Below are 26,588 nucleotides of genomic sequence, written 5' to 3' on the forward strand. Positions count from 1 at the left end.
GAGTCCAGCCGCCCTGTGCCGTCGTGAGCCGCGAAACCGAACTCATTACCGCGATGACCCCGTTGATCGCCGATCTGGCGGAAGACGGCGACGGCGCCGTCGCCTTGGCCGGCTCGCGTGGCAAGGGGTGGTCGGATGCGCAATCGGATTTCGACTTTAGGGTTTATGCCGACGCCTATCGCGGACCAGAGGTCCGGCAGACTGCGGCGTGGCGGCGTTTCGATGCAGCGCTGCGAGGCTGGCAGGCCGAAGGCATCCGCATGGACGGCATCTGGATGCGGCGGTACGCCGGCGTGCAGCGCGACCTGGAGTCCTGGCTTGGCGGCATCATCGTGCCCAAAAGCTTCGAATGGACGATCTGGGGCTATCACCTGCCGACGGATCTTGCCAATCAGCAGATCATCGCCGATCCGCGGGGCCTGCTCGCCGGCTGGAAGCGGCAGCTGATGCAGTATCCGGAAGCGCTGCGGACCTCGGTTCTCAGCCAGTACATGGATATTCTGCGCTACTGGGCCAGGGATTATCACTATGAGAGCAAGGTCGTTCGCCGCGATCTCGTTTTTCTCGTCGGGCTGACCGGCAAGCTTGCCAACGCCATCCTGCAGACCGTCTTTGCCTTCAACCGGGTCTATTTTCCGGGCGATGGCTGGAACCTGCCCATGGCAGCCGAACTCGAGCGGCTGCCGCCAGATTTCCTCCAGCGGATGACCGCCATTCTGGAGCCGGGACAGGATCCGGACACTTGGCGGCGCCAGCGAACGGAGCTGATCAGCCTGATCGCCGACCTGGAGGCCATGATCGCGGCTTGAACGAGCCGCAAGACCAAGCCGGAGGGGAGCGTCCGGACAAGTGATGAACGTCACTGCAAACAAAGTCATTCAGGAGGAGGAACCATCATGAAACGTTCACTGATCTTTGCCGCCGCCCTTGCGGCGTGTTCACTACCCGGCATCGGCGCTAAGGCGCAGAATGCCGCCGTGACCCTGACCTGGCAGATGTGGGGCGAACCGAACGATGCGCAACTCTGGCAGCAGCTGGCCGATCTCGTTAACAAGCAATATCCCGACATCAAGGTCAAGCTGCAGCTTTCGGGCTGGACTGACTATTGGACACGCCTTCCGGTTCTGGCGGCCTCGGGACAGGTCGCCGACATTGTTTCGATGCAGTCGATGCGCATGCCGAATTTCTATTCGATCCTGGTGCCCCTCGACGATTACGTGAAGAATAGCGATGTGAAGGTAGGGGATTTCGAGACATCGATCATGTCCGGGCTCTCTTTTGACGGCAAGCTCTATGCGCTGCCCTACGACGTCGGCCCATGGATGATCTTCTACAATCGCGACAAGTTCGCCGCCGCCGGCTTGAAGGAGCCTGCCAAGGACTGGACATTCGACGATTTCAAGGCCGACGCCAAGGCGCTGACCAAGGACGGAACTTACGGCTACGGCACCCAAGGCTTCGATTTCATCGCCGGCCCCGTCGCGCTCGGTGCGGATTATTTCAATGCCGACAATGAATTCGACCTCACCAATGCCGGCTTTGTCGATGCCTTCAGCAAATATGCAGATCTCACCGCCAAGGACAAACTCTCGCCGGTCTTTGCCTCGGCAGCCGATGCCTCGGCGGCAAGCGGCCGCTTCGCCTCGGGCAATGTCGCCATGTATATCGATGGTCCCTGGTCGCTGATTACAGGCCAGGCCAATGTCAATTTCAAGATCGGCATCGCACCGCTGCCGCGCAGCACAGGCTCTTCGCGCTTCATCACCGCCGGCTCGGGCTGGGGTATCTCCGCCGCCAGCCAGCACAAGGATGCCGCCTTCAAAGCTCTGCAGGTACTGTCCGGTCCAAAGGCCGCCGAAATCCTCGGTTCGGCAGGCCGCGCGCTACCGGCCCGGCTTGCGCAGCAGACCGCATGGTATGACGGCGCGGCCAAGAATGTCAGCGGCACCCGCGATACGCTGCAATATATATTTGCCCATACCACACCGTTCCGCATCAACGAGAAATGGAACCAGTTCGAGAATCTTGTGATGCAATATGTGCCGCTGGCGCTGACGGGAGACTCCAAACCTGAGGGCGTGCTTGCCGACATTCAGAGCCAGCTTCCATAACCTCGGTCAGCTGGCCGGCCTGCGGCCGAGCTTACGGTTCGACCGCAGCGCCATCGCCGGAAAGGAGAGGCCCATGATGCTGGGCAAGCACACCGACATGATCGCAAGACCAATTCCACGCACGCGCAAATGGTTCAGAGGCGAGGGATGGACGGCCTTGTTCTTCCTGCTGCCGGGCCTGATCGGCATCGTCCTGTTTCTCGTCCTGCCCATCCTTGCGTCGATCGCGCTCAGCTTCACCAATTGGCAATTGCTCGGCACGCCGCGTTTCGTCGGCATTTCCAATTATGTGCGCCTGTTTACGACCGATCCGCAATTCTGGACGGTCTTGCGCAACACCCTCTTCTTCACGGCCGAATATCTGGTGCTCAATATCGCCATCTCGCTCGGGCTGGCGACCTGGATTTCGAGCTTGAAGATCGGGCAGCGCTGGTTCCGGGTGATCTTCTTTCTTCCGACATTCACACCGCTGATTGCGGTTGCCATGGTCTGGATGCTGATCTTTACGAGCGGTGGGCTTTTCGACAGCCTGATGGCCTCACTGTCGCTGCCCTTGTCGGGCGTTCTCAACGATCGCACGCTCGCCATGCAGGCCGTCGTCCTCACATCGCTCTGGGCCGGCATCGGTTATAATACGGTTCTCTTCAACGCCGCACTCGACATGGTGCCGGCGACCTATCTCGAAGCGGCGCGGATCGATGGCGCCACGGCCTGGGACCGCTTCTGGAAAATCCGCCTGCCGCTGATCTCGCCGACATTGTTTTTCGGCACGGTCATGACGGCGATCACGTCGCTGCAGGTCTTCGACCAGATTTTCGTCATGACCAAGGGCGGACCGGGATCGTCGACCGCCACGCTCGGCTATGCCATCTACCAACGCGGCTTTCAGAACTTCCAGATGGGTTATGCCTCGGCTATCGCCTGGGTGATGTTCACGCTGATCATGGTGCTGACCGCCCTGCAATTCTGGTTCCAGCGCAAATGGGTGCATTATGACGCTTAAATCCGAAACCAGAGCGGGCCGGAAGCTGCTGCTGGATATCGTCAATCACACAGCTCTTACGCTCGTGGCGATCGCTTTCCTGTTTCCCTTTTTCTGGATGGTCTCGAACGCGGTGCGCTCGAATGCCGAAGTGACGGCGATACCCCCGCGCATCCTGCCGGAGGTCTTCGAATGGGGTAATTTTGCCGCCGCCTGGACCCGGCTGCCCTTCGGCCGCTTCTTCCTCAACAGCGCCATCATCGCGATCTGCGTGACTGTTATCACCGTCATCGTCTCCTGCCTGTCCGGCTATGCCTTTGCGCGGCTGAAATTCAGAGCGCGGGAAACGCTGCTGCTCGGCTATATCGGCACGCTGATGGTGCCGCCGCTGATGCTTATCATTCCGCTGTTTCTGATCGTCAACAAGCTGGGTCTGGTCAACACCTTCCCCGGCGTGATCCTGCCGATCTCGTTTGGCACCTTCGGTGCATTTCTGATGCGGCAGTTCTTCCTCTCCATTCCCATGGAGCTCGAGGAGGCGGCAAGGATCGACGGCGCGTCGCGCCTGCGCATCCTCATCAGCATCATCGTGCCGCTGTCGATGCCGGCGATAGGACTTTTGTCGCTCTTCACTTTCATCGGGCAGTGGAACAACTTCCTCTGGCCGCTGATCGTCATGACCGGTGCCGACAATGCCACTTTGCCCGTCGGCCTCACCATGTTCCAGACGCAACAGGGCACGCAGTGGAACTACCTGATGGCGGGTGCCACCCTTTCCATGCTTCCAGGCATCTTCCTCGCGATCATCCTGCAGAAGCTCATCTACAACAGCATCGCCCTCAATGCGGGCATGGGCGGGCGCTGAGGCGCCGGCCGACACTTTTGGGAGAGATCCATGGCGAAACTGACCATTCGCAACGCCATCAAACGCTACGGCGCGCTCGAAGTGCTGCATGGCGTCTCCGTCGCCGCGCAGGACGGCGAGTTCGTGGTGCTTGTCGGACCTTCGGGCTGCGGCAAATCCACATTGCTGCGCATGATCGCCGGCCTGGAAGGCATCAGCGATGGCGAGATCGAAATTGGCGACCACATCGTCAACGATCTCGAACCGAACGAACGCGACATCGCCATGGTGTTCCAGTCCTATGCGCTTTATCCGCATATGACAGTGCGCGACAACATGGCCTTTTCGCTGAAGCTCGCTCGGCGCAGCCGCCAAGAGATCGAGCAGAAGGTGAAGGATGCCGCGGCGATCCTCGACCTCGCCGCGCTGCTTGATCGCTACCCTCGGCAATTGTCGGGCGGGCAGCGCCAGCGCGTAGCGATGGGCCGCGCCATCGTCCGCAACCCCGCGGTCTTCCTCTTCGACGAGCCGCTCTCCAATCTCGATGCGAAACTGCGCGTGCAGATGCGTACCGAGATCAAGACGCTCCACCAGCGCCTCGGAACCACCATGGTCTATGTGACGCATGACCAGATGGAAGCCATGACCATGGCTGACCGCATCGTCGTCATGCGCGGCGGCCACATCGAGCAGATCGGCTCACCGCTTGAAATCTACGACGCGCCGGTCAACAGCTTCGTCGCCGGCTTTATCGGATCGCCATCGATGAACTTCATCGACGGCCTCGTCGTCGAACGGGGCGGAGCCATGGAATTGCAGGCCGCGGAAAATCTGCATTGGCCGCTGCCGGAAAGCGCCCGCCGCCATCTCGGCCGATCCGTCCAGCTCGGTATCCGGCCGGAACATATCGCCGTTGATGCGGACGGCGTGCAGGCCAAGGTGATCATCATCGAGCCGACGGGCTCGGACACGCATCTGCAATTGCGGGCCGGCGCGGAATCGATCGTCGCAGCCGTCAGGGACCGTCCGTCGGTGTCTCCCGGCCAGCCGATCCAGCTGAGGATCGATCCGGCAAAGGCACATCTGTTCGATCCATCGAATGGCCAGCGCCTGCATTGAGAATGCTTCTCCGCTTGAAGCGGAAGGCTGCTGTGGCAGCCTCCTCCCCTTAGATCCTCGATCCTCGACGAATTCAAGCCGTCGTATACGGCGTTGAAACCGGCTTGCGAATGCCGGCCTGCTCCAGCAAAGGAAGAACCCGGTCACGGAAATACGGGAACTCGGCATTATAATCGACAAATGAAATAGTCGTTCCGCTAAAGCCAGCCTTGTAAAGGGCAAGAATACCCTCAGCGACCTGCTCTGGCGTCCCGACGAGCGGGAAACCGCCATGTCCGGCAGCCATCCGATCCCGGATCAAGGCCAGCAAGTCATGGGGGAAGGACTGTGCGTGCGCGAATTGCAGGCGCACCAGATTGTCAACAGCCTCCCAGTCCGCATTGTCTTTTCCGAAATACCGGAGATAGTCTCGTGCCTCCGCTTCTGTCGGTCGGCAGACGACATGGGCGAAGGTAAGGACGCCCAAATTGCGACCGGCGGCTTTGCCTTGCTGTTTCAATTCAGCAATTTCAGTCGTCGAACGGTCCAAATCTATGGCTGGCGTAAACAGAAAATCGGCATTCCGCACGGCGAAGGCGCGGCCTTGGCCGGAACCAGCAGCATTGAGGATAGGGGCATGATACCGAGGGCGGGGATCACCAAGGACATTTTTAAGATGAAAGAACTGTCCGTCATAGTCGAAGGACTGATCTCGCTCCCATAGGCTTTTGACGACATCAAACCATTCCTCTGCATAGGCATAGCGGCTTTCATGATTGGCGGGTAGATCAAGCCCCAGCGCCTCATATTCCGGCTGGTTCCAACCGGCCACTATGTTGAGGCCGATCCGGCCTTTACTGATCTGATCGATCGTCGCCATTTGCTTGGCAATGACGACCGGATGGTTCGCAGCCGTGTGAATGGTGGCAAAGACATTGATCTTGTTCGTGCTGGCAAGCAAACCCGCTGCCCACGTCATCGTTTCCAGCACATTACCGTGGAAATTGGTGTCACCGCCGTAGCCGATCCACCGGGCGATCGGCAACATGAAATCAATGCCCGCTTCATCGAGCTGCCGCGCCAGTTTCAGATTGTTGTCCCAGGAATTGACCCAGCGTTCCGGGACCTTGGTGACGCTCATGCCGCTGGAGCAATTGCTGGCGAAAGTGCCAAGCAAAAATTGCCCTGCGGCGAACATGGAGTTCTCCGACATTTCGTTCCCTTTATTTTTTGATATAATTTACAATAGAAACTCTATTTGAAACTTCAAATTTGTCAACGCTCACTATCTTGGCGTCACAGCAACATCCCGCAAAGGAAGCATATGAGCACCGAAACCGAAGACCAGAAAAGTCATCCGCGTGGCTTAGATCGAAGCTGGCACCTGGCGCAAACGCCGCTACAAGTGGACCTGACCGAATTGGAATTCGCCCTTATGCGCGCGTTCGAAGCGTTCGGTCGCTGGCAAACCGAATGCCTGGCTTCGGTCATCGGATTGGCAGCGAGCGGCCCCGAGAACGCCATGCTCCACATAATTCGCATGCATGACAGACCCAAATCCATCAAGGATCTTGCCCGCCTGTCCAATCGGGAAGACATCCCGAACATGCAATACAGCTTGAGAAAGCTGGTCGGAGCGGGACTGGTGGAAAGAAAGGGCAGCGGCCGTTCGGGAGTCACATATTCGGTGACCCAAAAGGGCCGAGATATCACAGACGAATACGCCGCGGTGCGCTCGGCCCTTCTGGTGAAAGCCGTACAAGGCGTTCCGAACATGGGGCGCCGTTTGGAGGAAGCGTCCAGCACATTGGACCTGATGACTGGTATTTACGAGCACGTGGCCAGAAGCGCGGCGACACATCGTCGCTTTTCAGAAGACTAGGTTTCGGCTTACGTCCCGCGTTGCGGACGATATCAGGCCGGGTCCATCCGGAATATTTTGGCCAAGCCCAGGTCAGGCGCGCAGCGCCGCCGCCGGGCTGGAGCGCAAGGCACTGAATGCGGGCACGATCGATATGATCGCCGCAACGGCTGCAAAGCCGCCGACAAGCCATAGATCGTCGAAGGAAAAACCGACGGGCAGACGCACCGCAGTCGACGCCGCTAACCTGGCGGAGATCACCAATGCCGCGATATAGCCGAGCGCAATACCAAGTGCGATGCCGGCAGCAAAGAGGATGAAGAGCTCGCCCCAGACAAGCGCAACGATCGAGCGGACGGGCGTGCCGAGCGCCCGCAAGGCGCCGATCTGCCGGCGCCGCGAACCGACATGCATGATGGTGACCAGCACGATCGCGGCGATCACGATTGCCTGCGTGCCGAGCGCGATCGCCAGAAGCAGACTGCGGGCATCGCCAAGCGTTGCATAGAGCCTCGTCAGCACCTCCGCCGGGAAGACGCCGAGCGTCGTGCCGGTGCGATATTCCTGCCTGAGACGGTAGGCATCGGCAATGGTCTTCGGTTTGACGAGAACGGCCGGAACACCGGGCGTCTGAGCGTCGAAATGCTCATCAAGCGGCGCATCGGCATCGACATGGCCATGCGCGTGTTCATGGCCTTCGGCGCGCTCACGCGGCTCCGCACCATGCGCATCCGCTTCCTCACCATCATGGTCGTGATGGTCGTCCTCGCCATGCATGTCGTGCAATTGCCAGACGGCTCGGATCGGCACGAGAATTGCGCGGTCCCAGGCCGTGCCCGTCGGCGCCATACGGCCGGTGACCTTGTAGGCAATGGCCGTGTGGGTTTCGCCGCCGGTCTCGGCCGTGCCATGCATCGGCTTGATCTCCGCGCCGGTCGACAAGGCAACATCGAAGCCGACCACCGCCTCGCCGAGGCGCGAGAACATCGCGCCCTGCGCAAGCGATGGCGAAAGGGAGGAGATCAAAGCAGTCGTCGTGCCGACGATCGGATGTCCATAGGCAGAATCGCCGAAACCGACGGGCGCCGCCAGTTCGACACGTGGATCATTGGCAAGGCGGGAAAGAACGGCGCCCTCCATCAGCGGCAACGGTGCCGGCTGCAGGAAGACGGCCGACAGCGCCAGCTGCGTCTCGCTGCCGGCCGCGCCGACCAACAAATCGAATTTCTCCGCGGCACGCGCGCTGCCGAGCCGGACGGCCCGCTCCTGCAGCGTCACGGTCACGCTCAAGGCGACCGACAGGGCAATCAGCACCACGACGGCCAACGCCCCGCTCCAGAAGCGCCTGAGGTCGGCGAGAATGAAAGCGATCATTGCGCGGCAACCTCTTGGCTGTCTTCCTCGATGCGCCCGCTTATGAGGTTGATGCGACGACCGAGACGCTCGGCAAGCATGGCATCATGCGTGACGACGACAAGCGTCGTCCCCTCTTCAGCCGAAAGCTGCAGCAGAAGCTCCGCAACCTCCTTGCCCGCCTGCCGGTCGAGGCTCGCGGTCGGCTCGTCCGCGACGACGACGCCGGGACGCGACAACAGCGCACGGGCAACTGCAACGCGCTGCATCTCGCCGCGCGACAAGGTTTCGATCTTCTGCTGCGGACGGGCAATGCCTGTTGCAGACAGGAGCTTCAGCGCGCGTTCCCCCTCCGCAGACGTGAGACGCCGCGCCAGCTTGACCGGAAGCACAACATTGTCGAAGGCGGACAGGCCGGGAAACAGATGGAAGTCCTGCATGACAAGGCCGATATTATGCGCGCGAAACGCATCGCGCCTGCCGGCGGAAAGGCGCGTGATCTCTGTGCCGCTCCAGGACACGCTGCCGCGCGTGACCTTCTCCAGGCCGGTAATGGCGTTGACAAAGGTGCTTTTGCCGGAACCGGAGGCACCGGTGATCGCAAGCCTGCCGCCCGCCGGCAGGTGGAAACGCTCAACGGCGAGTACCGGCTCGGCCAAGCCCGGAAACTGCATTTCAAGACTGGAAACATCGAGGGCAAGCATGGGAATCAAACGGTCCTGAATGACGCGTCCCGGAGACGCAGTTGGCTGATGAAACCCGTTTCCGGATCCGTCCACGAGCCGAATTCCAGTACGCCCCGCGCCATGATCGGCGCGTTGTATTGCACGAATGTCTGCTTGGACGAGAGATAGACCACCACGATATTGTCGGGCCAATCGGCATCGGAAGAGCAGAACGGGCAAAGCGACATCGGAATTTCAGTAAGGACGAAGAAGGCGGCCTCCGCCTTCAATGGCGGCGCCATGAAACCGTTGATGGCGACATCCTCGCCGCTCAACTGCTTCACCCTGTCGGAAAATTCGAGACCGAGCGGACCGAAGCTCTTGTAGAGCTCGCCGAAGCCAAGCTTTTCCGCAGCGTTCGCCCGCGTGGCAACGCCCATCATCGGCAGCATGGCGGCGGCAGCGAGCAACGCCCGGCGGTTGATGACAATGGTCTGGTCCCGAGGCATGAGAACCCTCATGAAAAATGGAGGGACGGGCGGCCGAAAAGCCGCCTGTCCCGGTTCAGAGGCATGAATAGACGTTACATCTTTTCAGAGCCAAGCGCGAAGGCGTCGACCAGCACATGATAGACATCGCTCTGTTCCATATAGCCATGGAAGCCTTCGGCACCCGGGCCAGCCGCCTGCAGCACGACATCGTCGACGGCGTGAACGCCGCTATCCTCGTCCTTCGGGAGATTGCCCTGCACGAAGACGGCACCGGGCACGTCCTTATAGGCTTCGTTGGCAACATATTCCTTCTTCTCGTTCTGGATCGCCGGAACGAAAGGACCGTCGAGCTTCGGACGGAAGGTCTCGTAGTGGTCCGGGCCGTTGTTGGCGGCCATGAACAGGCGGCGCGAAACGTCGACGCGGTCCGGATAGCCGTCGCCATCCTTGTCTTCATAGTTCGGGAAGCCGGCCGCCGCATAGGTTCCGACCTTCTCGCGCATTTCCGTACCCGGCTTGTCGTCGTCGACCGTACCGATGATCGAAACGCCATGCGTATGGTCGCCGGTGACGACGATCAGCGTATCCGGGTTCTTGGCCTGGAATTCGCGGGCGACGGCAACGGCCTTGTCGAACTCGATCGTTTCGACCAGAGCGCGATCCCAGTCCAGCGGATGGCTCATCTTGTCGATGGATGCGCCCTCGACCATCAGGAAGAAGCCTTCCGGGTTCTTGGAAAGCTTGTCGAGCGCAACCTTGGTCATGTCGACCAGGCCGGGTTGGTTCGGGAACTTGTCGACCGTGCCCTTTTTCAGGAATTGGCGGTCGAGCGTGACGTCGAGATTGCCGGTGTGGAAGAGGCCCAGCAGTTTGTCCTGGTTGGAGCCGGCGGCCGTCGCCAGTTCGTTCTTGTCGGTGGCAACGGCGTAGCCGGCATCCTTGAAGAGCGCGATATAGTCCTTGTCGTCCTTGCGCTTGGACCCCGGCACGCTCTTTGCCAGGAAATAGGCCGAGCCACCGCCGAGCAGGACATCCGGCTTGACGCCATACATCATGCCGACGATGTCGGCCTTGTCGCCGCGCTTGCGCGTATGGGAAACGAGCGCTGCCGGCGTCGCGTCTTCGACCTCGGCCGTGGTGACGATGCCGAGCGACTTCTTACCGGTGCGGCGCAGAGCCTCGCCGATCGTTTCGACCTTGGGATCGTCGAGGCTCGCCGGCGTGCGATCGGCATAGACGCCGAGCGCGTTCACGGCGGACTTGTGACCGGTCATATAGGCCGACATCGTGTTGGCGCTGTCGGTTGCGATCGCCGACGTCGAGGACGTGCCGATGAAAGCGACTGGCGGAACGTCATCCATGGCGAGGCGGCCGTTGGCTTTGCCTTCCGTCATGCCCTTGGACATGATGCGGGCGCCGGTGCGATGCGCGACGGAGAGACCGTCGCCAAGCAGGAAGATAATGTTCTTGGCCTTCGGCGTGGCCGAGGTGCCATAGACATCCCAGTTGACGGACTTCTTCTCGTCGCCGGCCGATACTTCGACCTTGTATTGGCCGGTCTTTGCAAGCTTGACGCCGCGCAGGATCAGGGCCGATCCGAGAACCTTGTCCTCGGCGCCCTTTTCTTCCGCGACAAAATCGGCGGCCTTGCCGAAGATGGCCTCATAGCTTTCGCCGTTGACCGTGACCTTGACGTCTTCCGGCTTGACGACCTTGCTGAATTCCACCTTGAAATCGAATGGCGAGCCAGCGAGTACCGTCGCCCGGTCCAACGGATAGACCGTCGCTGCGTGAGCCGCACCGGATAATACGGTCGCGGCCATCATGGAGAGAACGAGTTTACGCATTTATACCCCCTGCGTCGTGGTTGCTTCCCTCTCCTCACTTATAAAAACCAGATGACAATCATGTAAAAAAGAGTCGACTTTCCACAACTGGAAATTCCGAAGTAAAAATCGATAAGGAAGACTGATTGTATGCGCCGCATCTAAAAGACACGCCGAACAGCTTGAATGCCAGGACTACCGCCGCAAGGCATATATAATTCGCTACGGCTTTACGCGATCGGGATGCGCCGCCTGAAAGGCCGGCAAACTCGTGCATCTGGCATCGATTTCGACGATGCGCTTGAGATCGGTCAGGTCCACGCCCCAGCGGCGGGCGTTGTAGACCTGCGGCACCAGGCAGATATCCGCCATGGTCGGCGTGTCGCCAAAGCTGAAGCTACCTTCGAACTTGCCCAACATGACCTCAAGCTTGCTAAGGCCGCCGGCAATGAAATGCCTCATCCATTCCTCGCGGGCATCGGCTCTGTCCGTGATGGCCATGATATGGGCGGCAACATGCGTGTTGCAGATGGGATGGATATCCATGGCGATCGCATAGGCAAGCGCACGCACGTGCCGGCGGCTCGCGCTATCTGACGGCATCAATCCGCTCTCAGGCCGAAGTTCGGCCAGAAATTCGATGATGGCCAGCGATTGCGTCAGAATTTCTCCGTCGATCGTGAGCGTCGGCACGAAGCCTTGCGGATTGAGCGCCAGGTAATCGGCGCTATTCTGTTCGCCTTCCAGCAGATTGATGGGCACGCGCTTGTAAGCGATCCCGAGCATGTTGAGCGCGATGCGAACGCGGTAGCTGGCGGACGAGCGCCAGTAGTCGTAAAGGACGACGTCGCTCATCACGGTTCGGCCCCCAGGTATTTTTCGACTGATTGTTCGATCGCCCCGAAGATCGAGTGCCCGGTACGGTCCTGCATCTCGATGCGGACCTGATCGCCGAACCGCAGGAACTGTGTCTTCGGCGCCCCGGTTTCGATCGTCTCGATCATGCGGAGCTCGGCAATGCAGGAATAGCCATCGCCGCCATTCTCGATCGGCTTGCCCGGCCCGCCATCAAGTTTGTTGGACACCGTTCCCGAGCCGATGATCGTGCCGGCGATAAGGCTGCGGGTCTTGGCGGCGTGGGCGATCAGCTCACCGAAATCGAAGGTCATGTCGATGCCGGCATTCGCCTTGCCGAAGGGCTTACCATTCACGGCAACCAGGAGCGGCAGATGCAGCTTGCCGCCATCCCATACCTCGCCAAGCTCATCCGGGGTGACGGCGACCGGGGAAAATGCCGATGCCGGCTTGGACTGGAAGAAGCCGAAGCCCTTCGCCAGCTCCTGCGGGATCAGGCCGCGCAGCGACACGTCATTGACGAGCATCACCAACCGGATGGCCTGCCGCGCCGTGTCCGAACTGGCGCCCATGGGAACGTCGCCGACAACGACGGCGACCTCGCCCTCCATGTCGATGCCATAGGCCTCGTCCGCGGCGACGATCGGATCGCGCGGCGCCAGAAAGCCGTCCGATCCGCCTTGATACATCAGCGGATCGACCCAGAAGCTTGCCGGCATTTCGGCATTGCGCGCCTTTCGCACCAGTTCAACGTGATTGACGTAGGCCGAGCCGTCGGCCCATTGATAGGCACGCGGCAGCGGCGAGGCGGCAGCATGTTCGTGAAACCGCATGGTCGGCTGCGCGCCTGTCTCGATACCTTCCGCGATCAGGGCGAGCCTGGGTGCCACATGCTCCCAATCGTCGAGGGCCACCTGCAGGCTGCGGGCGATGTGACCGACTTCGGAGCAGCGGGTGAGATCACGCGAGACGACGACGAGCCGGCCGTCTCTTGTGGAGTCCTTCAAAGTCGCAAGCTTCATGTTCTGGTTCCAATGTCAGAGAATATGCCGCGGTCTTCACTTGATGCCGGGTGTTCCGTCGAACCGGCGCTCCAGACCGTCCCAGCACTCCAGATAATCATCCTGCAGCGTCTCGAGCTCGGCCGCGTATTTCGTCAGTTGCTGCGGGAACCGGGTTTCGAACATGAAGGCCATGGTGTGATCCAGCTTCACGGGTTTCAGCTCGGAATTCGATGCCTTTTCGAAGCCGGAGGCATCCGGCCCATGCGGCAGCATCATGTTGTGGAGGCTGATACCTCCAGGCACGAAGCCCTTTTCCTTCGCATCATACTGGCCGTGGACGAGGCCCATGAATTCACTCATGATATTGCGATGATACCAAGGTGGGCGGAACGTATGTTCGGCAACCAGCCAACGCGGCGGGAAGATCACGAAATCGACGTTTGCGGTGCCGGCACTTTCCGTCGGCGCCGTCAGCACCGTGAAGATCGACGGATCGGGATGATCGAACAGGATGGCGCCGACGGGGGAAAACGTCCGCAGGTCGTATTTGTAGGGGATGTAATTGCCGTGCCAGGCAACCACATCGAGGGGCGAGTGGCCGATATCCGTGACATAGAACTTGCCACACCATTTGACATGCACGCGGCAGGGCGTTTCCTTGTCTTCGAAGGCGGCAACAGGCGTCTTGAAATCACGCGGATTGGCGAGGCAATTGGCGCCAATCGGCCCACGCTCCGGCAGCGTGAATTTCGCGCCGTAATTCTCGCAGATATAGCCGCGCCAGACTTCCTCCTCGCCCTTGCGCACCACCTTGAACATCATGCCGCGCGGGATGACGCATATTTCCAAGGGCTCGATGTCCATGATGCCCATCTCGGTAAACACCCTGATAGCGCCGACCTGGGGAACGACCAGCAGCTCGCCATCGGCGTCGAAGAAGTAATCGTCGACCATATTCTCGTTGAAGACATAGGCATGGGCGGCCATGCCGGTCTGGGTCAGGACATCGCCACCGGTCGTGATCGTGCGGATCCCGTCGAGAAAGTTCTGCCGCTCGGTCGGCGCCGGCAGCGGATCCCAGCGCAGTTGGCCAAGCGGAAGCGAGTGATCGTCCAGGCAGGGTGCTGACTTCCAGAACGGATAGGAGGCGTTGGAAAAGCGGCGAGTGTGGCGCACGCTCGGGCGGATGCGATAGAGCCAGGACCGTTCGTTCGTTCCGCGCGGCGCCGTGAAGGGCGAACCGGAAAGCTGCTCGGCATAAAGACCGTAATTGCACTTCTGCGGGCTGTTCTGGCCCTGCGGCAGAGCACCGGGAAGTGCCTCCGTTTCGAAGTCGTTGCCGAAGCCTGGCATATATTGCAGCGCTTCCGCCGCCGTCGCCTGGCGGTCGGAAGCCTTGGATATCGTCTGGTCCATCGCTCCACTCCTCCCGAGAGCTGAAGGTGGCCTCACATTTTGGCGGGGCCGCCCGAAAGAATTACTCGGCGGCGGTGCCGATGACGCCGCGCTTGATCTGGTCGGCCTCGATCGACTCGAACAGCGCGCGGAAATTGCCTTCGCCGAAGCCTTCGTCACCCTTGCGCTGGATGAACTCGAAGAAGATCGGCCCGATGACCGTCTTGGAGAAGATCTGCAGCAGGATCTTCGTCACACCGCCATTCACCACGCCTTCGCCGTCGATCAGGATACCATGTTTCTTCATACGCTCGATGGGTTCTTCGTGACCATTCACACGCGCATAGGACATGTCGTAATAGGTTTCCGGCGGGCCGGGCATGAAACGCAGGCCGTTGTCGGCAAGCGTGTCGGTCGCCCGATAGATATCATCCGTTCCGACCGCGATGTGCTGGATGCCCTCGCCCTTGTACTTCTTCAGGAACTCCTCGATCTGGCTGGTATCGTCCTTCGATTCATTCAGCGGAATGCGGATCTTGCCGCAGGGCGAGGTGATGGCCCGGCTCACCAGACCGGTGATACGGCCGTCGATATCGAAGAAGTGGATCTGCTTGAAATTGAACAGATCGCGGTAGAAGTCCCACCATTTGTCCATGTTGCCGCGGAAGACATTGTGGGTCAGATGGTCGAGGTAATAGAAGCCGACGCCTTCGGGGTTCGGATCGCGCTCGCCGAGCCAATCGAATTCGGCATCATAGGCCGATCCCTTCTTGCCGTAGGTCTCGACGAAATAGAGCAGCGAGCCGCCGATGCCGACGATTGCGGGAACATTGAGGGCCTTGTCATTCCCCTCATAGGCAACGGCACCCTTGGAGACAGCATGGTCGAAAGCGTGCTTGGCATCGACAACGCGCCAGGCCATGGATGGCGCCGCCGGGCCATGATCGGCGATGAAGCGGGCGGCGTGGCTGCCGGGCTCAGCGTTCAGGATGTAGTTGATGTCACCCTGGCGCCAGACGGTGATGTCTTTTGTCTTGTGCCTGGCGACCGCGACATAGCCCATGCGCGTGAAGAGCTCACGCAGTTTCTCCGGCTCGGGATGAGCGAATTCGACGAATTCGAAGCCGTCGGTGCCGGCCGGATTGTCGGTGGTGATTTCGGACGGCGGCGCATCATGCGGGAAAGGACCCATTTTCTCCTCCTCAGAGACGGTACTTTGACTATGCAAAGTATGGCCCAAAACACGTGCAAAGTGCTTGCATTCTCAATGCGAAATGAAAATATTATACACGATCCGTGAGTATTTTGAAGGTTTCGCGCAATGGATGAGCCCCTCGACAAATTGGACCTCCGTCTTCTCGATGAACTGCAGAAAGACGGCAGGTTGACGAACAACGAGCTGGGCGAACGCATCGCGCTTTCGCCCTCGCAGTGCTCGCGAAGGCGCACCAGACTGGAGGCGGAGGGCTATATTCGCAGCTATCAGGCCAACCTCGACCGCCAGAAGCTGGGCCTGGACATGCTGGTGGTCATTTCGGTGACGCTTGCCACGCATAACCGGGACAATGCCCGCCGGTTTTCGCAGCTGATCAACGGGTTGCCGGAAGTGCTGGAAGCCTATGCGCTGACGGGGGAAATGGATTATCACCTGAAGGTCGCGACCCGCGGGCTTGCCGGCCTATCCCGGTTCGTCAACGACGTGCTCTTACCGCACGAGTCGGTGCAGCATGTGAAGACCTCCATCGTTCTCGATACGCTCAAGACCTTCGAGGGATTTCCGGTGCCGGTTTCGCAGAACTGGCACGGTGACAGCACCCGATGACGATAAACCAGTCGTCCTGCCTAAATGCCCAGGGCGCCATTCAGGTGTCTGTGCATAAAGGCGTCTGTGCATAAAGCTGTGACTAGAGTGGCCTATCAAGAACTGAGGACGAGTGAAGGAGTTGCTTTCAGGCTATGCTCTCTTTCCAATCATTCGGAAGAATACATCCTTAGCGAGGACAGGCTTGCATGGTATACGTGGACGTAAAGGCGCAACATCTCGAAGGTTTTTCCGAGACTCTGCTGAGGTGCAACCATCTATATCGTCCAAGTAACGACTCCATTGCCTTGCTCAATGCTGTCAAAAGCAGGCGACAGATCGAGATATTTGACTATAGCCGCTCAGCCGATGCATTCACCCGCGCTTTCGGAATAAGAAACTCTCTGAAGTGCCTGCGGGCGCTCGCCAATCTTGGACCTGCGATACACGGATATGAAAGGGTATGCGATCTCGGCTGCGGCTCCGGTGCCTTCAGCCTTGCCTTTGCCTATCTCGCCGATAATCCCAACCTCGAGCTTCGCGGATTGGATGCCTCGGAAACCCAGCTTCTGCTCGGCGAGGAGCTCATGTCGGCTGCCGCGCTGCCGGGGCGCTTCCGGTTCGAGCGACGAAACCTGCCCGCGCAGATCGGCTATCTTCCCGACCTGACGATCTCCTCCTATTGGTTCTGTGAAAACGAGCATGTGATCAGCGATCCGGCACTATTTGATCTCATGGTCGGGCGGGAGATGCTGATCGTCGACTATGAAAAGATCATCGACCGCATTGCGACCTCCCTTCCAAGAGGATTTCACGCGCTGGCGCGACACAGCGCCCTTGTCGAAATCCCCGCCGCTCTGACCGATTTCGTCGCGCAGGAGTGGGCAAGCGTCTACAGCATTCACATCAGCCGCAACGCGGATTAGACGAGCCGGCCTATTCCAAGCCTTGGCGCGATCGCATCGTAAGCACGCCGCAATGCACCGATGCCGACGGATTGCCTGGCTTCAGACCCGATGCCGCATGCTTCCACAATCGTATTGTCAGGTCTTGCATATTGTCAGGTCTTGCCAACCGCAATGCTCCTGCCATCTATGCCTCGGCGAACTTGTAAAGTCGCGCGGTCCGATTGTTAGAATTTGTTAGTCTGAAGGATTTCACTCCCATGCCTTTCCGGCCCAAGTCATTGCTTCGCATCCTTGCCCTTGGCGGCTCAGCCGCCATCGTGCTCGGCATACAGACCGCGGCGGCGCAGGAGATGTCCAGCCCGGCTCAATGGCCCGATACGCCGACCTCGCGTCTGGAGGCATTGGCAATCCTCCAGACCTTGAATGCCGATCTCCTCAGCAATGCCAGCGCCACGCTGACGCTCGACCGCTGGTGCGCCGCTCACAAACTCGCACCGGAGGGTTCCAAGATCGTCGCTCAGCGGGTGCTCGGACAGGACAAGGCAGCCGATGCCCCCATCCGGGAACTGCTTGCCGCCGGACCCAACGAACCCATCGCCTACCGGCGCGTTCGCCTGGCCTGCGGCGACCGCATTCTGTCCGAGGCAGACAACTGGTATGTGCCGTCAAGACTGACGGCCGAGATGAACAAAGCGCTCAATACGAGCGATATCGCCTTCGGCCGTGCCGTTCAGGCGCTCCATTTCACCCGCACGAACCTGTCGGCGAAACTGCTTTGGTCTCCGCTGCCGGAGGGATGGGAGACGGGTGCCAATCTGCCGGCCTCCGGAACGGCGCCTCTTGTCCCACCGCCATTCCTTCTCGAACATCACGCCGTGCTGAAGCTGCCGGACGGGACGCCGTTCAGCGCGCTGGTCGAAAGCTACACCAACCGCGTGCTCGATTTTCCGGCTCCGCATCTGCCTTCACAGTAGGCTTCAGCCTATCTCTTGCCAGGGAAAGGACGCCGTGTGGAGCGAACCGCCGACAGCGCGGAGAGGTTGTTGCAACCGCGCGGCACAGGGAAAAAGCCAGCTTCACACAAGTCCCTTTGGTTATCGTGCCGGCATCAGCAACGTGCGAGGAACCAATGAGCATCTTTGGTAGCATGAAAACGGCAGTTTCAGGCATGAATGCGCAGGCAAATAAGCTTAGCACCGTGTCGGACAACATCGCGAACGTCAACACGACGGCCTACAAGTCTGCAACGGCCAGCTTTTCGTCGTTGATCCTGCCTTCGGGCGGCGGCAACTACAATTCCGGCAGCGTCGAGACGAATGTCAGCTATTCGGTCTCGCAGCAGGGCGACGCCATCTCCACCTCGTCGGGCACAGACCTGTCGATCCGCGGCGCCGGCTTCTTTGTCGTGCAGGGCGCCGACGGCTCGACGGTTCTGACGCGCGCAGGCGACTTCACCCCGGACGCCAACGGCAATCTCGTGAATTCCGCCGGCTACACCTTGATGGGTTATTCCTACGCATCAGGAGCGCCCGCTGTCGTCGTCAACGGTTTCGACGGCCTGGTGCCGATCAACGTCAATCAAAGCGGCCTTGCCAACTCACCCTCGACCTCGGGCAGTTTTACCGGCAACCTCAATTCGGGTGCTACGGTTGTTACGGCCAGCGCGACTGTGGCCTTGCCGAGCACCGGCTACACGGGAACTGGTGGTACCGGCAGCACTCCGCCCGTTACCACCGATACCCAGAAGAGCTCGGTGGTTGCCTACGACAAACTCGGCAATACCGTCATGTACGACATCTATTACACCAAAACGCAGGCTGCCGACATCACCGCAACGCCGCCGACTACGGATCAGTGGCAAGTCGCCGTCTACCGCAATGCCGATGCGAATACGTCTGGCAGCGGCTCGTCCTTCCCCTACTCGTCCGCTCCTGTTGCCAGCAGCACGCTGAAGTTCGATGCATCTGGAAATATGACATCCGGCGGCACCTTCACCATCACCGATCCAAAGACCGCCGGGTCGATCGCTATGGATCTGAGCAAGATGACCCAGAAAGCCGCAGCTTTCGCCTCCACAGGCTCGACCAATGGACAGGCGGCAGCCGCGGTCACTGGTGTCACCATCGACAAGAACGGCGTCGTCTACGCGAACTATGCGAAAGGCGATCCGAGGGCGATCTATCAGATTCCGCTGGCAACCGTGGCAAGCCCCGACAAGCTGACGCTCATGAGCGGCAACGTCTATCAGGCCAATGCCGATTCCGGCGTCACTGTCACGAGCTTCGCCAACAGCAACGGCCTCGGCTACATCCAGTCGAACTCGCTGGAAGCCTCGAACGTCGACCTGGCAGGTCAGCTCACCGACATGATCCAGGCGCAAAAGAGCTATACGGCCAACTCCAAGGTCTTCCAGACGGGCTCCGACCTGCTGGACGTGCTGGTCAATCTTCAGCGCTGATTTTTTCGCTTACGCAGTCAGAAGGGGCCTTCGGGCCCTTTTTTGATTCCATAGCCGGCATGATCGCGAAGGGCTGGCGGCGGCATAGAATCGGCGCAGATTCACGGCATCCTCTACAACGGCTATCGTGAAGGCGACGGTCAATTCGTGGAAGATGTGCTGTTGCTCCTGGCAGACGGCAGCTATTACCGAGGCCGCGTGGCACCGTCCCGGCTCGATCTTGCCAAAGCGGGTGCCGAGCTGCCCGTCAGCAAGCATGTCGGATATCCGTCACTTTGAGCGAAACAAACGTGTCAGATGGCGAAATCGTTGCGCCCACAACAAAGGATCGAGCATTTCAGACGAAGAAGGCGCGATCAGGCGGTCAAGACGAGGCAGGAGAAACGCAGCCCAATCGTCAAGATCGCTCTTGCCGAAATATGGCAGCCAGACGTCGGCGGGGGCATCCCATTGCGTTGGATTTGCCCGAACCAGATCGCCCAGCTTTACCAATACGGTTGCGTCGTTCTCCCCGACGACTTCAATCTCTGGATCGGGATCGGGCCTGGGAAGGCGCGCGATAATGCGTTCTTCCAAAGCCTTGCCAACTAGTCGATCCTCCTCGTTCAGGCGGCGAAGTATTCTTATGTCGTCAGCATGATCAGAGCCTTGTGTCATGTTGAGCGTAAATTTGCCGCCCATGACGCTGTTGGAATATTGCGATACCTGCAGCCAAAAGACCCTTCTGCCGCGGGTAAAGCTGGACCTGCCGGTACCTTGCGATTTCCAGCCGAGCTCCTGAAATCTCGAAGCCAGCAGCGAATGCATGTGCCGATGAAAGTCTCGACTTTTCACGTAGTCGCGCATGCCCATCCTTTAGAGGCCATATCCGTTCCCGGAGCATCTCATGGCATGCTTGAAGGCACAATCTCCGGCAACATGCAAAAACAACCTTGGTGATCTGGTCGAAGGCGATGTGTCTGGCGTGTGTCAACATTTCAAGCCGCGCGAACTCGATCACGACCGCTGAGCTTGGCTGCATAGAGGGCCTGATCGGCGCGCCGGTACAGATCCGGAGCGCTGTCGGTTTCAAGGCAGGCAGCAATGCCGGCCGAACAGGTGTAGCCAAAATCCGGGGAGTCGGTAAGCGGCCGGGAAAACCGGATCGTCGTCAACATCCGTTCTATGAACTCGATTGCATCCTGCAGCTCCGTCCCCGGCATGACGAGCACGAACTCCTCACCTCCGACCCGCCCGAAACAATCGGTGCGCCGCACATGCTGATGAAGCCGATGCGCAAAATCCCGCAAAACGAGATCTCCGGCGTGATGACCGAGCCTGTCATTGATCGATTTGAAATTGTCGATATCGAACAGGGCAAGGCATCCGATGCTACCATTTCGAGCACCCATCAGCATGTCGTCTATTCGCGCCATGACGAAACGGCGGTTAGCGATGCCTGTCAGCTCGTCGGTCTGGGAAGCCTTGATGGCTTGGTCGCGATCTTGCCGGACACTCCGGCCCTCGGCACGCAACGTCGTTATGTCGCTTGCAATGCACAGCATCCAGCCGTTCTTCTGCACGGTCTCGGTCATCCAAAGCCAGCGGCCATCGGCCAAATCAGTCTCGAAGGCTCGATAGCCGATCTTGCCGCGTCGTGACTGCGTCGACCGTAGCCACCCGTCGAAATCGGTCGTGCGAATAACCGTGCCGCGCCCGAGTTCGAAGTTGCGCCGCATCAGATCCGGCCAAAGCGGTGTTTCGCCGGGATCGATGAAATAGGCCGAGCGGAAGGCATGGTTCGCGTATCGCAACCGATCCTCAGCATCATAGGCTGCGATGAGTGTCGAGCTGGCAGCACAAAGGTGCAGAAGCTGTTCGCCCATTTCGTCCATATCGAATCCCGCTCATTGCGCTCCACCATACCTATTGCGGAATTCTCCGGAGAAAAGGGGCGGCAGACGTATAACGGACACTATGCCCTCCCTTCCATATTCTCAATTCAATCGCGGCGGCACCCGCCATAGCAAGCAATTCTATATTGACTTCTGTCGCTTCGAAAAACCGGAGCGATTTTGGGATTTCTAGTTGAGATTGCAGCTGGATGGTGATTCTATGCCGCCCCGCATATCTGACTTCTTTCTCGCCTTCCTGATTCCATCACGCGAGTGGCGCATGTCCATTTCAGATACGATCTACCGTCCCTTCGAAAGGCTGATCCAGCCGCTCGACATCCCCTATCGGCCCCTGCCGTCGAAGGGGCCTGTTACCGTTCTCTGGCATTTCATCTCGATGTTCCGCGGCGTCCTCATCGCGCTCGCTCTATCCTCCATGGCAATCGAGGCCATCAATCTGGCGATCGTCTGGGGACTTTCGGTCATCGTCGATGGCGTGACGCAGCAGGGTGCGTCCGCCTTCTTGCATAAAGAATGGCCATTGCTGACCTTTCTGGGCCTCCTGATCTTTCCAGCAATGCCAATTGCCTCATTTCTCCTCAACACCCTGACCTCGCATACGCTCGGGGTCGGCATGCCTGCCGCCATCCAGTGGCAGGGACACTTGGCTGTAGAACGGCAGGATCTCGCCTTTTTCCAGGATCTGTTTGCCGGACAGGTGGCCTCGCGCCTGCAGCAGGTCTCATCCGCCGTCCAGCAGCAGATCATTGCCGCCTTCCAGTCGGTTCCACGCTTCCTGTTGCAGATGATCGGCTCGGTAATCCTGCTTTCGAGCCTGTCCTGGCAGCTCGCCGTGCCCGTGGTGGTCTGGATCGGCCTCAATGTGATGCTTGCGTGGAGAATGGCGCCGATCTTCACCGAGCGGTCGCGCAACACGGCCAAGCAGCGCAGCCTTGTGGCGGGCGCCATCACCGATCTCTATACCAATATTCACATGATCAAGCAGTTTGCGGCAGAAGATACCGAAGCCGGTGCAATCCGCCGCATCATACAGAAGTCCATACAGACGCAGCACAGGGAACAGCGCATCTATCGCACGTCGGAACTCACCGTCGTTGCGCTCAATATGGCGCTCTGGCTTGCGATGTTATCCATCGGCTTTTCAGGCCTTATCAACGACTTCATCACGGTCGGCGAATTTGTCGGCGCCGTCTATATCCTGAACCGCCTGTCCGGACACACATTCACGTTCCTGCAGATGGGCCAGCAGATCTTCCAGGCGATCGGTACCATCAAGGATGCCATGCCGGTCATGACGACGCCTCCGAGCATCATCGACCAGTCCGACGCGGCGGAGCTGGTGGTCGATCGCGGCGAAATCCGCTTTGAGAAGGTCCGTTTCGCCTACAAATCCGGCAAGCCTGTCATCAACGATCTGTCGCTGACGGTTCGGCCGGGCGAGAAGGTCGGACTTGTCGGTCTGTCGGGTGCAGGCAAGACCACGCTCGCAAATCTTTTGCTGCGCTTCTACGACATTGCCGACGGCAGGATTGAGATCGACGGGCAGGACATTCGCGCCGTGACACAGGCAAGCCTTCGCCGCGCGATCGGCGTCATCGCACAGGATGTCGCGCTGCTGCACCGTTCCGTCGGCGACAATATCCGCTACGGCCGGCCGGAGGCGACGCAGGAGGAGGTCGAAAGGGTGACGAAGATGGCGAGCGCCGACGCTTTCATCGCTGACCTCGCGGATAGCGAAGGGCGCAAAGGCTTCGATGCCTTCGTCGGCGACCGCGGCATCAAGCTATCGGGCGGTCAGCGCCAACGCGTCGCAATCGCGCGCGTCCTGTTGAAGGATGCGCCGATCCTGGTGCTGGACGAGGCGACCTCGGCTCTCGATAGCGAATCCGAGGCCGCCATACAGGAAAAGCTCGCCCTTGTGATGGAGGGAAAAACCGTCATTGCCATAGCGCATCGCCTTTCGACCATCGCCAGGATGGACCGGATCGTCGTGCTCGATGGCGGGCGGATTGTGGAAGAAGGCAGGCCAGAGGAATTGGCGCAGCAGGAGGGCCTGTTTGCGCGGCTATGGAAACGCCAGATCGGCGGCTTCATCGCCGAGGAAATCAATTAGCCGGACGGGGAGAGAACCATCTCACCATGCTAGAGCAATTCCAGGAAAAGTGCGTAGCGGTTTTCCGTCCGGAATTGCGTAAAAACAAGAGGATAGAGCATTTTCGCGATTCGGAGAAAAGCGGAAAGGCTCTAGCCGAATGTCGGACCTCGCCTTTTGAAGCAAGGTCCGCATCGTCTTCGGTCAAACTATCTGGCGAAGCGTTCCGGCCGGAAGGAAGCCAGGAGCGGATGCCGTTTGCCGGTGGCGATCTCGTCGGCAAGCAGCTCGCCCGCGATCAGGCCGAGCGTGGCGCCGCTATGGCTGAAGGCGACGAAATAGCCCGGTATCGCCTGCAATTCACCGAAAACTGGCTCGCCATCGCCCGGGATTGGTTTGGGGCCGATACCGTGGTCGCTGATCTCGAGTTTCGGGTTGCCTTCCAGAACCTTTGAGGCCTCCAATAGCAAGCCGTCAAGGGTCGAGGACCTGATCTCAAAACTGCCGTCGGCATTCACGACGACTTCTTCCTCCGACCAGGCCGAATCCAGAGCAAAGGCGCCGTCTGGAGTCGGCCGGATGGCGACGCGCGGCGTGTTCAGTACAGCCTTCAGGGGGTGCTTGATCGGCTTCGTCCTGACGAGAAGTGCGATCGGCGTATCGTCGCCGATATGCTGGCCGGCCTCGGCAACGATCGCCGGCACTTCGCCGCCGGCGGCCAGCAGCACGGCATCGGCCGCCCAATGGACGCCGTTAACAGTCGTGATGCCACGGGCACTGCCATCCCGCACGTCGATCGTCGCCCGGCCGGCATCGGTGACGATTTCACCACCCAACGCGCGGAACTCCTCGGCAAGAACGCCGATCAAGTATGGCAGGTCGACCCAGCCCTCGCCCGGATTGAAGATCGCGCCCTGTCTGGTCACAGAGCGGGCATCGACGCCGGGCGTAATCTTGGCAATCTGGTCCGGCATCAGCAATTGCGCATGATAGCCAAGATCACGCTCGTAATCGAAAACGGCGGCAATATCATTGCCGGCATCGTCCGCATCCCAGGTCAGGCCGCCGTCGAAGCGCAGCCAGGCCGCATCCGGATATTTGGCTGATAGCGTGCGATAGCGGTCGATGCCGGCCAGGCGCAGGCGATGATAGGCATCGGAGCGACGCCGGGCCGAATTGAGCCAGGCGAGCGAGCGGCCCGATGCGCCGTTCGCCAATGGGCCGTCATTGATGAGGGTTGTGTGAATGCCGAGCCGCGCAAGATGAACGGCCGTGGAGACCCCGAAGATACCGCCGCCGACGACAATAACTTTCGAAGGACGAGTGGGAGCATGCATATTGGAAAACCTTGTCAGTGGTGGAGTTGCGATCGAGGAGCCGCCGGAATTCGCCGCCGGCCCTGTTTGTCAGAGAACCTCGGCGAGGAAGCGTTTCAGCCGTTCGCTTTGCGGATTGTCGAAGATCTGCTCCGGCGGGCCAGCTTCAACGATACGGCCCTCATCCATGAACACGACCTGATCGGCCACCTTGCGGGCAAATCCCATCTCATGCGTGACGACCGCCATGGTCATGCCCTGGCGCCCGAGATTGGCCATCAGGTCGAGCACGCCCTTCACCAATTCCGGATCGAGCGCGCTGGTGACCTCATCGAAGAGAACGACTTCCGGATCCATGGCGAGCGCCCGGGCAATGGCGACGCGCTGCTGCTGGCCGCCGGACAGGCCGGCGGGCCGATGATCCCTACGTCCGGCAAGGCCGACTTCCGCAAGGCGGGTCTCGGCAATCCGGCGGGCCTCGCCCTTCGGCATCTTCTTGATCTTCGTCAGCGACAGCATGACGTTTTCAAGCGCGGTGTGGTCCGGAAAGAGATTGAAGTGCTGGAACACCATGCCGACGCGGCGGCGCAGGCTTTCCGGCTTCATGGACAGAATGCTCTCGCCGTCGAGCTCAATGTTGCCGCGCTTCAGCTCCACCAGCCGGTTGACGCATCTGAGCAGCGTCGACTTGCCCGATCCGGACGGCCCGATGATGCAGGTCACCGTACCTCTTGCAATATCGAGATCGATGCCTTTCAGCACTTCGAGATCGCCGTAGGACATGCTGAGATCGCGAATCCTGACGGCCCCGCCCTTGAAGCGCGGCGTATGGGCGTCATCCTCCGGCACTCTTGCGCCAGACGCAGCTTCCAGTTCGCCGACCTCGATGAGGCCGCTGGTGGCGCCGGAGCCGCGGCCCTGACGCCCGAGACGCAGACGTGTATCGATATAGTTGACGAGATGCGTCAACGGAACGGTGATGACCAGATAGAAGACGCCGGCCAGCAGCAAAGGCGAGAGATTGCCCGTGACGACGGCCTGATCCTGGCCGACGCGGAAAATTTCGCGCTCGGAGGCCAGCAGCCCCAGGAAGTAGACAAGGCTCGAATCCTTGACGTTGCCGATGAACTGGTTGACGAGCGCCGGCAGGACGCGCCGCACGCCTTGCGGGATGACGATCAGCCGCATCCCCTGCCCGTAACTCATGCTGAGCGCGCGGCAGGCCTCCATCTGTCCGCGCTCGACGCTTTGAATGCCCGATCGGAAGATCTCGCCGATGTAAGCGCCTGCAATCAGGCTGAGCGCGATGATGCCCAATGGAAACGGCGAGGGGCCGAAGAGTTCGCGGCCGATGCGGGCAAAGCCCTGGCCGATGATCAGGATCGTCACGATCGCCGGCAGGCCGCGAAAGATATCGGTATAGATGCGCGCCGGCAGCCGCAGCCAGCGTGACTGCGAGATGCCCATCACGGCGAGCACCATGCCGATGATGACGCCGAGCACGGTAGACGCCGCCGCCAGGATCAGTGTGTTCTTCAGTCCGACCGTGATCATGCTCGGCAGGACTTCTGCCATCGCGTCCCAGTCAAGGAAGCTGCGACGGAGGTTTTCAAGCCAATTCATTCAATTCCCC

The 26,588-nt window shown here is 59.9% G+C and carries 24 protein-coding genes; 11 read left to right on the top strand and 13 right to left on the bottom strand.

Going from position 1 to position 26,588, the window contains the following annotated elements; genetic code table 11:
• Positions 1–23 precede the first annotated feature (23 nt).
• The 5 genes from FP026_RS05500 to FP026_RS05520 all read left to right on the top strand — a co-directional run bounded on the left by FP026_RS05500 (position 24) and on the right by FP026_RS05520 (position 5,056).
• Positions 24–809, top strand: a complete 786-nt coding sequence (locus FP026_RS05500) for a DUF4037 domain-containing protein (RefSeq protein ID WP_149633604.1) — start codon at positions 24–26, stop codon at positions 807–809.
• Between the two features lie 87 nt (positions 810–896).
• Positions 897–2,111: an ABC transporter substrate-binding protein gene (locus FP026_RS05505; protein ID WP_149633605.1), complete on the top strand. Its 1,215-nt coding sequence runs from the start codon at positions 897–899 to the stop codon at positions 2,109–2,111.
• A gap of 97 nt (positions 2,112–2,208) precedes the next feature.
• The gene (locus tag FP026_RS05510) at positions 2,209–3,114 is read left to right on the top strand and encodes a carbohydrate ABC transporter permease (protein WP_432444095.1); all 906 of its coding nucleotides are present in this window, start codon (positions 2,209–2,211) and stop codon (positions 3,112–3,114) included.
• The gene (locus tag FP026_RS05515; RefSeq protein WP_149633606.1) at positions 3,104–3,958 is read left to right on the top strand and encodes a carbohydrate ABC transporter permease; all 855 of its coding nucleotides are present in this window, start codon (positions 3,104–3,106) and stop codon (positions 3,956–3,958) included. Before FP026_RS05510 ends, FP026_RS05515 begins: the two co-directional genes overlap by 11 nt.
• Before the next feature lie 30 nt (positions 3,959–3,988).
• Positions 3,989–5,056: an ABC transporter ATP-binding protein gene (locus FP026_RS05520; protein WP_149633607.1), complete on the top strand. Its 1,068-nt coding sequence runs from the start codon at positions 3,989–3,991 to the stop codon at positions 5,054–5,056.
• Positions 5,057–5,129: 73 nt separating this feature from the next.
• Here the strand turns inward: FP026_RS05520 and FP026_RS05525 are convergent, their stop codons facing one another.
• Positions 5,130–6,233 carry an LLM class flavin-dependent oxidoreductase gene (locus FP026_RS05525; protein WP_246665247.1) on the bottom strand — a complete coding sequence of 368 codons (1,104 nt, stop codon included), beginning with the start codon at positions 6,231–6,233 and terminating at the stop codon, positions 5,130–5,132.
• 126 nt (positions 6,234–6,359) lie between these two features.
• Here FP026_RS05525 and FP026_RS05530 point away from each other — a divergent pair, with 126 nt between their 5' ends.
• A complete protein-coding gene (locus tag FP026_RS05530) occupies positions 6,360–6,917 on the top strand; it encodes a winged helix DNA-binding protein (RefSeq protein WP_149633609.1) in 558 nt (185 codons plus the stop codon).
• A 72-nt stretch (positions 6,918–6,989) separates the two neighbouring features.
• Here the strand turns inward: FP026_RS05530 and FP026_RS05535 are convergent, their stop codons facing one another.
• From FP026_RS05535 to hppD, 8 genes are all read right to left on the bottom strand, one after another.
• Entirely contained in the window at positions 6,990–8,270 is a 1,281-nt protein-coding gene (locus FP026_RS05535; protein ID WP_149633610.1) for an ABC transporter permease, read from the bottom strand.
• Positions 8,267–8,953, bottom strand: coding sequence for an ABC transporter ATP-binding protein (locus FP026_RS05540; RefSeq protein WP_149633611.1), 687 nt, complete (start codon positions 8,951–8,953; stop codon positions 8,267–8,269). Before FP026_RS05540 ends, FP026_RS05535 begins: the two co-directional genes overlap by 4 nt.
• Before the next feature lie 5 nt (positions 8,954–8,958).
• Positions 8,959–9,423, bottom strand: a complete 465-nt coding sequence (locus tag FP026_RS05545) for a hypothetical protein (protein WP_149633612.1) — start codon at positions 9,421–9,423, stop codon at positions 8,959–8,961.
• Between the two features lie 74 nt (positions 9,424–9,497).
• Positions 9,498–11,252, bottom strand: a complete 1,755-nt coding sequence (locus tag FP026_RS05550) for an alkaline phosphatase (protein ID WP_149633613.1) — start codon at positions 11,250–11,252, stop codon at positions 9,498–9,500.
• Positions 11,253–11,453: 201 nt separating this feature from the next.
• On the bottom strand, positions 11,454–12,086 hold the full coding sequence (maiA, locus tag FP026_RS05555) for a maleylacetoacetate isomerase (RefSeq protein WP_149633614.1): 633 nt from the start codon (positions 12,084–12,086) through the stop codon (positions 11,454–11,456).
• On the bottom strand, positions 12,086–13,108 hold the full coding sequence (locus FP026_RS05560) for a fumarylacetoacetate hydrolase family protein (RefSeq protein ID WP_149633615.1): 1,023 nt from the start codon (positions 13,106–13,108) through the stop codon (positions 12,086–12,088). The genes maiA and FP026_RS05560 overlap by 1 nt, the downstream gene beginning before the upstream one ends.
• A gap of 36 nt (positions 13,109–13,144) precedes the next feature.
• Entirely contained in the window at positions 13,145–14,506 is a 1,362-nt protein-coding gene (gene hmgA, locus FP026_RS05565) for a homogentisate 1,2-dioxygenase (RefSeq protein ID WP_149633616.1), read from the bottom strand.
• Positions 14,507–14,567: 61 nt separating this feature from the next.
• Positions 14,568–15,677, bottom strand: coding sequence for a 4-hydroxyphenylpyruvate dioxygenase (gene hppD, locus FP026_RS05570; RefSeq protein ID WP_149633617.1), 1,110 nt, complete (start codon positions 15,675–15,677; stop codon positions 14,568–14,570).
• Between the two features lie 129 nt (positions 15,678–15,806).
• On the opposite strand from hppD, the gene FP026_RS05575 reads away from it, so the two are divergent.
• From FP026_RS05575 to FP026_RS05590, 4 genes are all read left to right on the top strand, one after another.
• Positions 15,807–16,307 (top strand): Lrp/AsnC family transcriptional regulator, encoded by a 501-nt coding sequence (locus FP026_RS05575; protein WP_149633618.1) that lies wholly within the window; start codon positions 15,807–15,809, stop codon positions 16,305–16,307.
• A 188-nt stretch (positions 16,308–16,495) separates the two neighbouring features.
• Positions 16,496–17,212: a methyltransferase domain-containing protein gene (locus FP026_RS05580; protein ID WP_149633619.1), complete on the top strand. Its 717-nt coding sequence runs from the start codon at positions 16,496–16,498 to the stop codon at positions 17,210–17,212.
• Positions 17,213–17,451: 239 nt separating this feature from the next.
• On the top strand, positions 17,452–18,168 hold the full coding sequence (locus FP026_RS05585) for a hypothetical protein (RefSeq protein WP_149633620.1): 717 nt from the start codon (positions 17,452–17,454) through the stop codon (positions 18,166–18,168).
• Between the two features lie 155 nt (positions 18,169–18,323).
• Entirely contained in the window at positions 18,324–19,652 is a 1,329-nt protein-coding gene (locus FP026_RS05590; RefSeq protein WP_149633621.1) for a flagellar hook protein FlgE, read from the top strand.
• Between the two features lie 270 nt (positions 19,653–19,922).
• Here FP026_RS05590 and FP026_RS05595 read toward each other — a convergent pair whose 3' ends face one another.
• Entirely contained in the window at positions 19,923–20,498 is a 576-nt protein-coding gene (locus FP026_RS05595; protein WP_149633622.1) for a hypothetical protein, read from the bottom strand.
• Between the two features lie 131 nt (positions 20,499–20,629).
• Positions 20,630–21,526, bottom strand: coding sequence for a GGDEF domain-containing protein (locus tag FP026_RS05600; protein WP_149633623.1), 897 nt, complete (start codon positions 21,524–21,526; stop codon positions 20,630–20,632).
• A 280-nt stretch (positions 21,527–21,806) separates the two neighbouring features.
• Here FP026_RS05600 and FP026_RS05605 point away from each other — a divergent pair, with 280 nt between their 5' ends.
• The gene (locus FP026_RS05605; protein ID WP_149633624.1) at positions 21,807–23,660 is read left to right on the top strand and encodes an ABC transporter ATP-binding protein; all 1,854 of its coding nucleotides are present in this window, start codon (positions 21,807–21,809) and stop codon (positions 23,658–23,660) included.
• Positions 23,661–23,848: 188 nt separating this feature from the next.
• On the opposite strand, the gene FP026_RS05610 is transcribed toward FP026_RS05605, so the two are convergent.
• Both FP026_RS05610 and FP026_RS30730 read right to left on the bottom strand, forming a co-directional pair.
• Complete coding sequence (locus FP026_RS05610) at positions 23,849–24,976, bottom strand: NAD(P)/FAD-dependent oxidoreductase (protein ID WP_149633625.1); 1,128 nt, start codon at positions 24,974–24,976, stop codon at positions 23,849–23,851.
• Positions 24,977–25,045: 69 nt separating this feature from the next.
• Positions 25,046–26,578, bottom strand: coding sequence for an amino acid ABC transporter permease/ATP-binding protein (locus FP026_RS30730; RefSeq protein WP_149633626.1), 1,533 nt, complete (start codon positions 26,576–26,578; stop codon positions 25,046–25,048).
• Positions 26,579–26,588 lie beyond the last annotated feature (10 nt).

The organism is Martinezella tropici, from assembly GCF_008370325.1.
Lineage (GTDB): Bacteria > Pseudomonadota > Alphaproteobacteria > Rhizobiales > Rhizobiaceae > Rhizobium > Rhizobium tropici_B.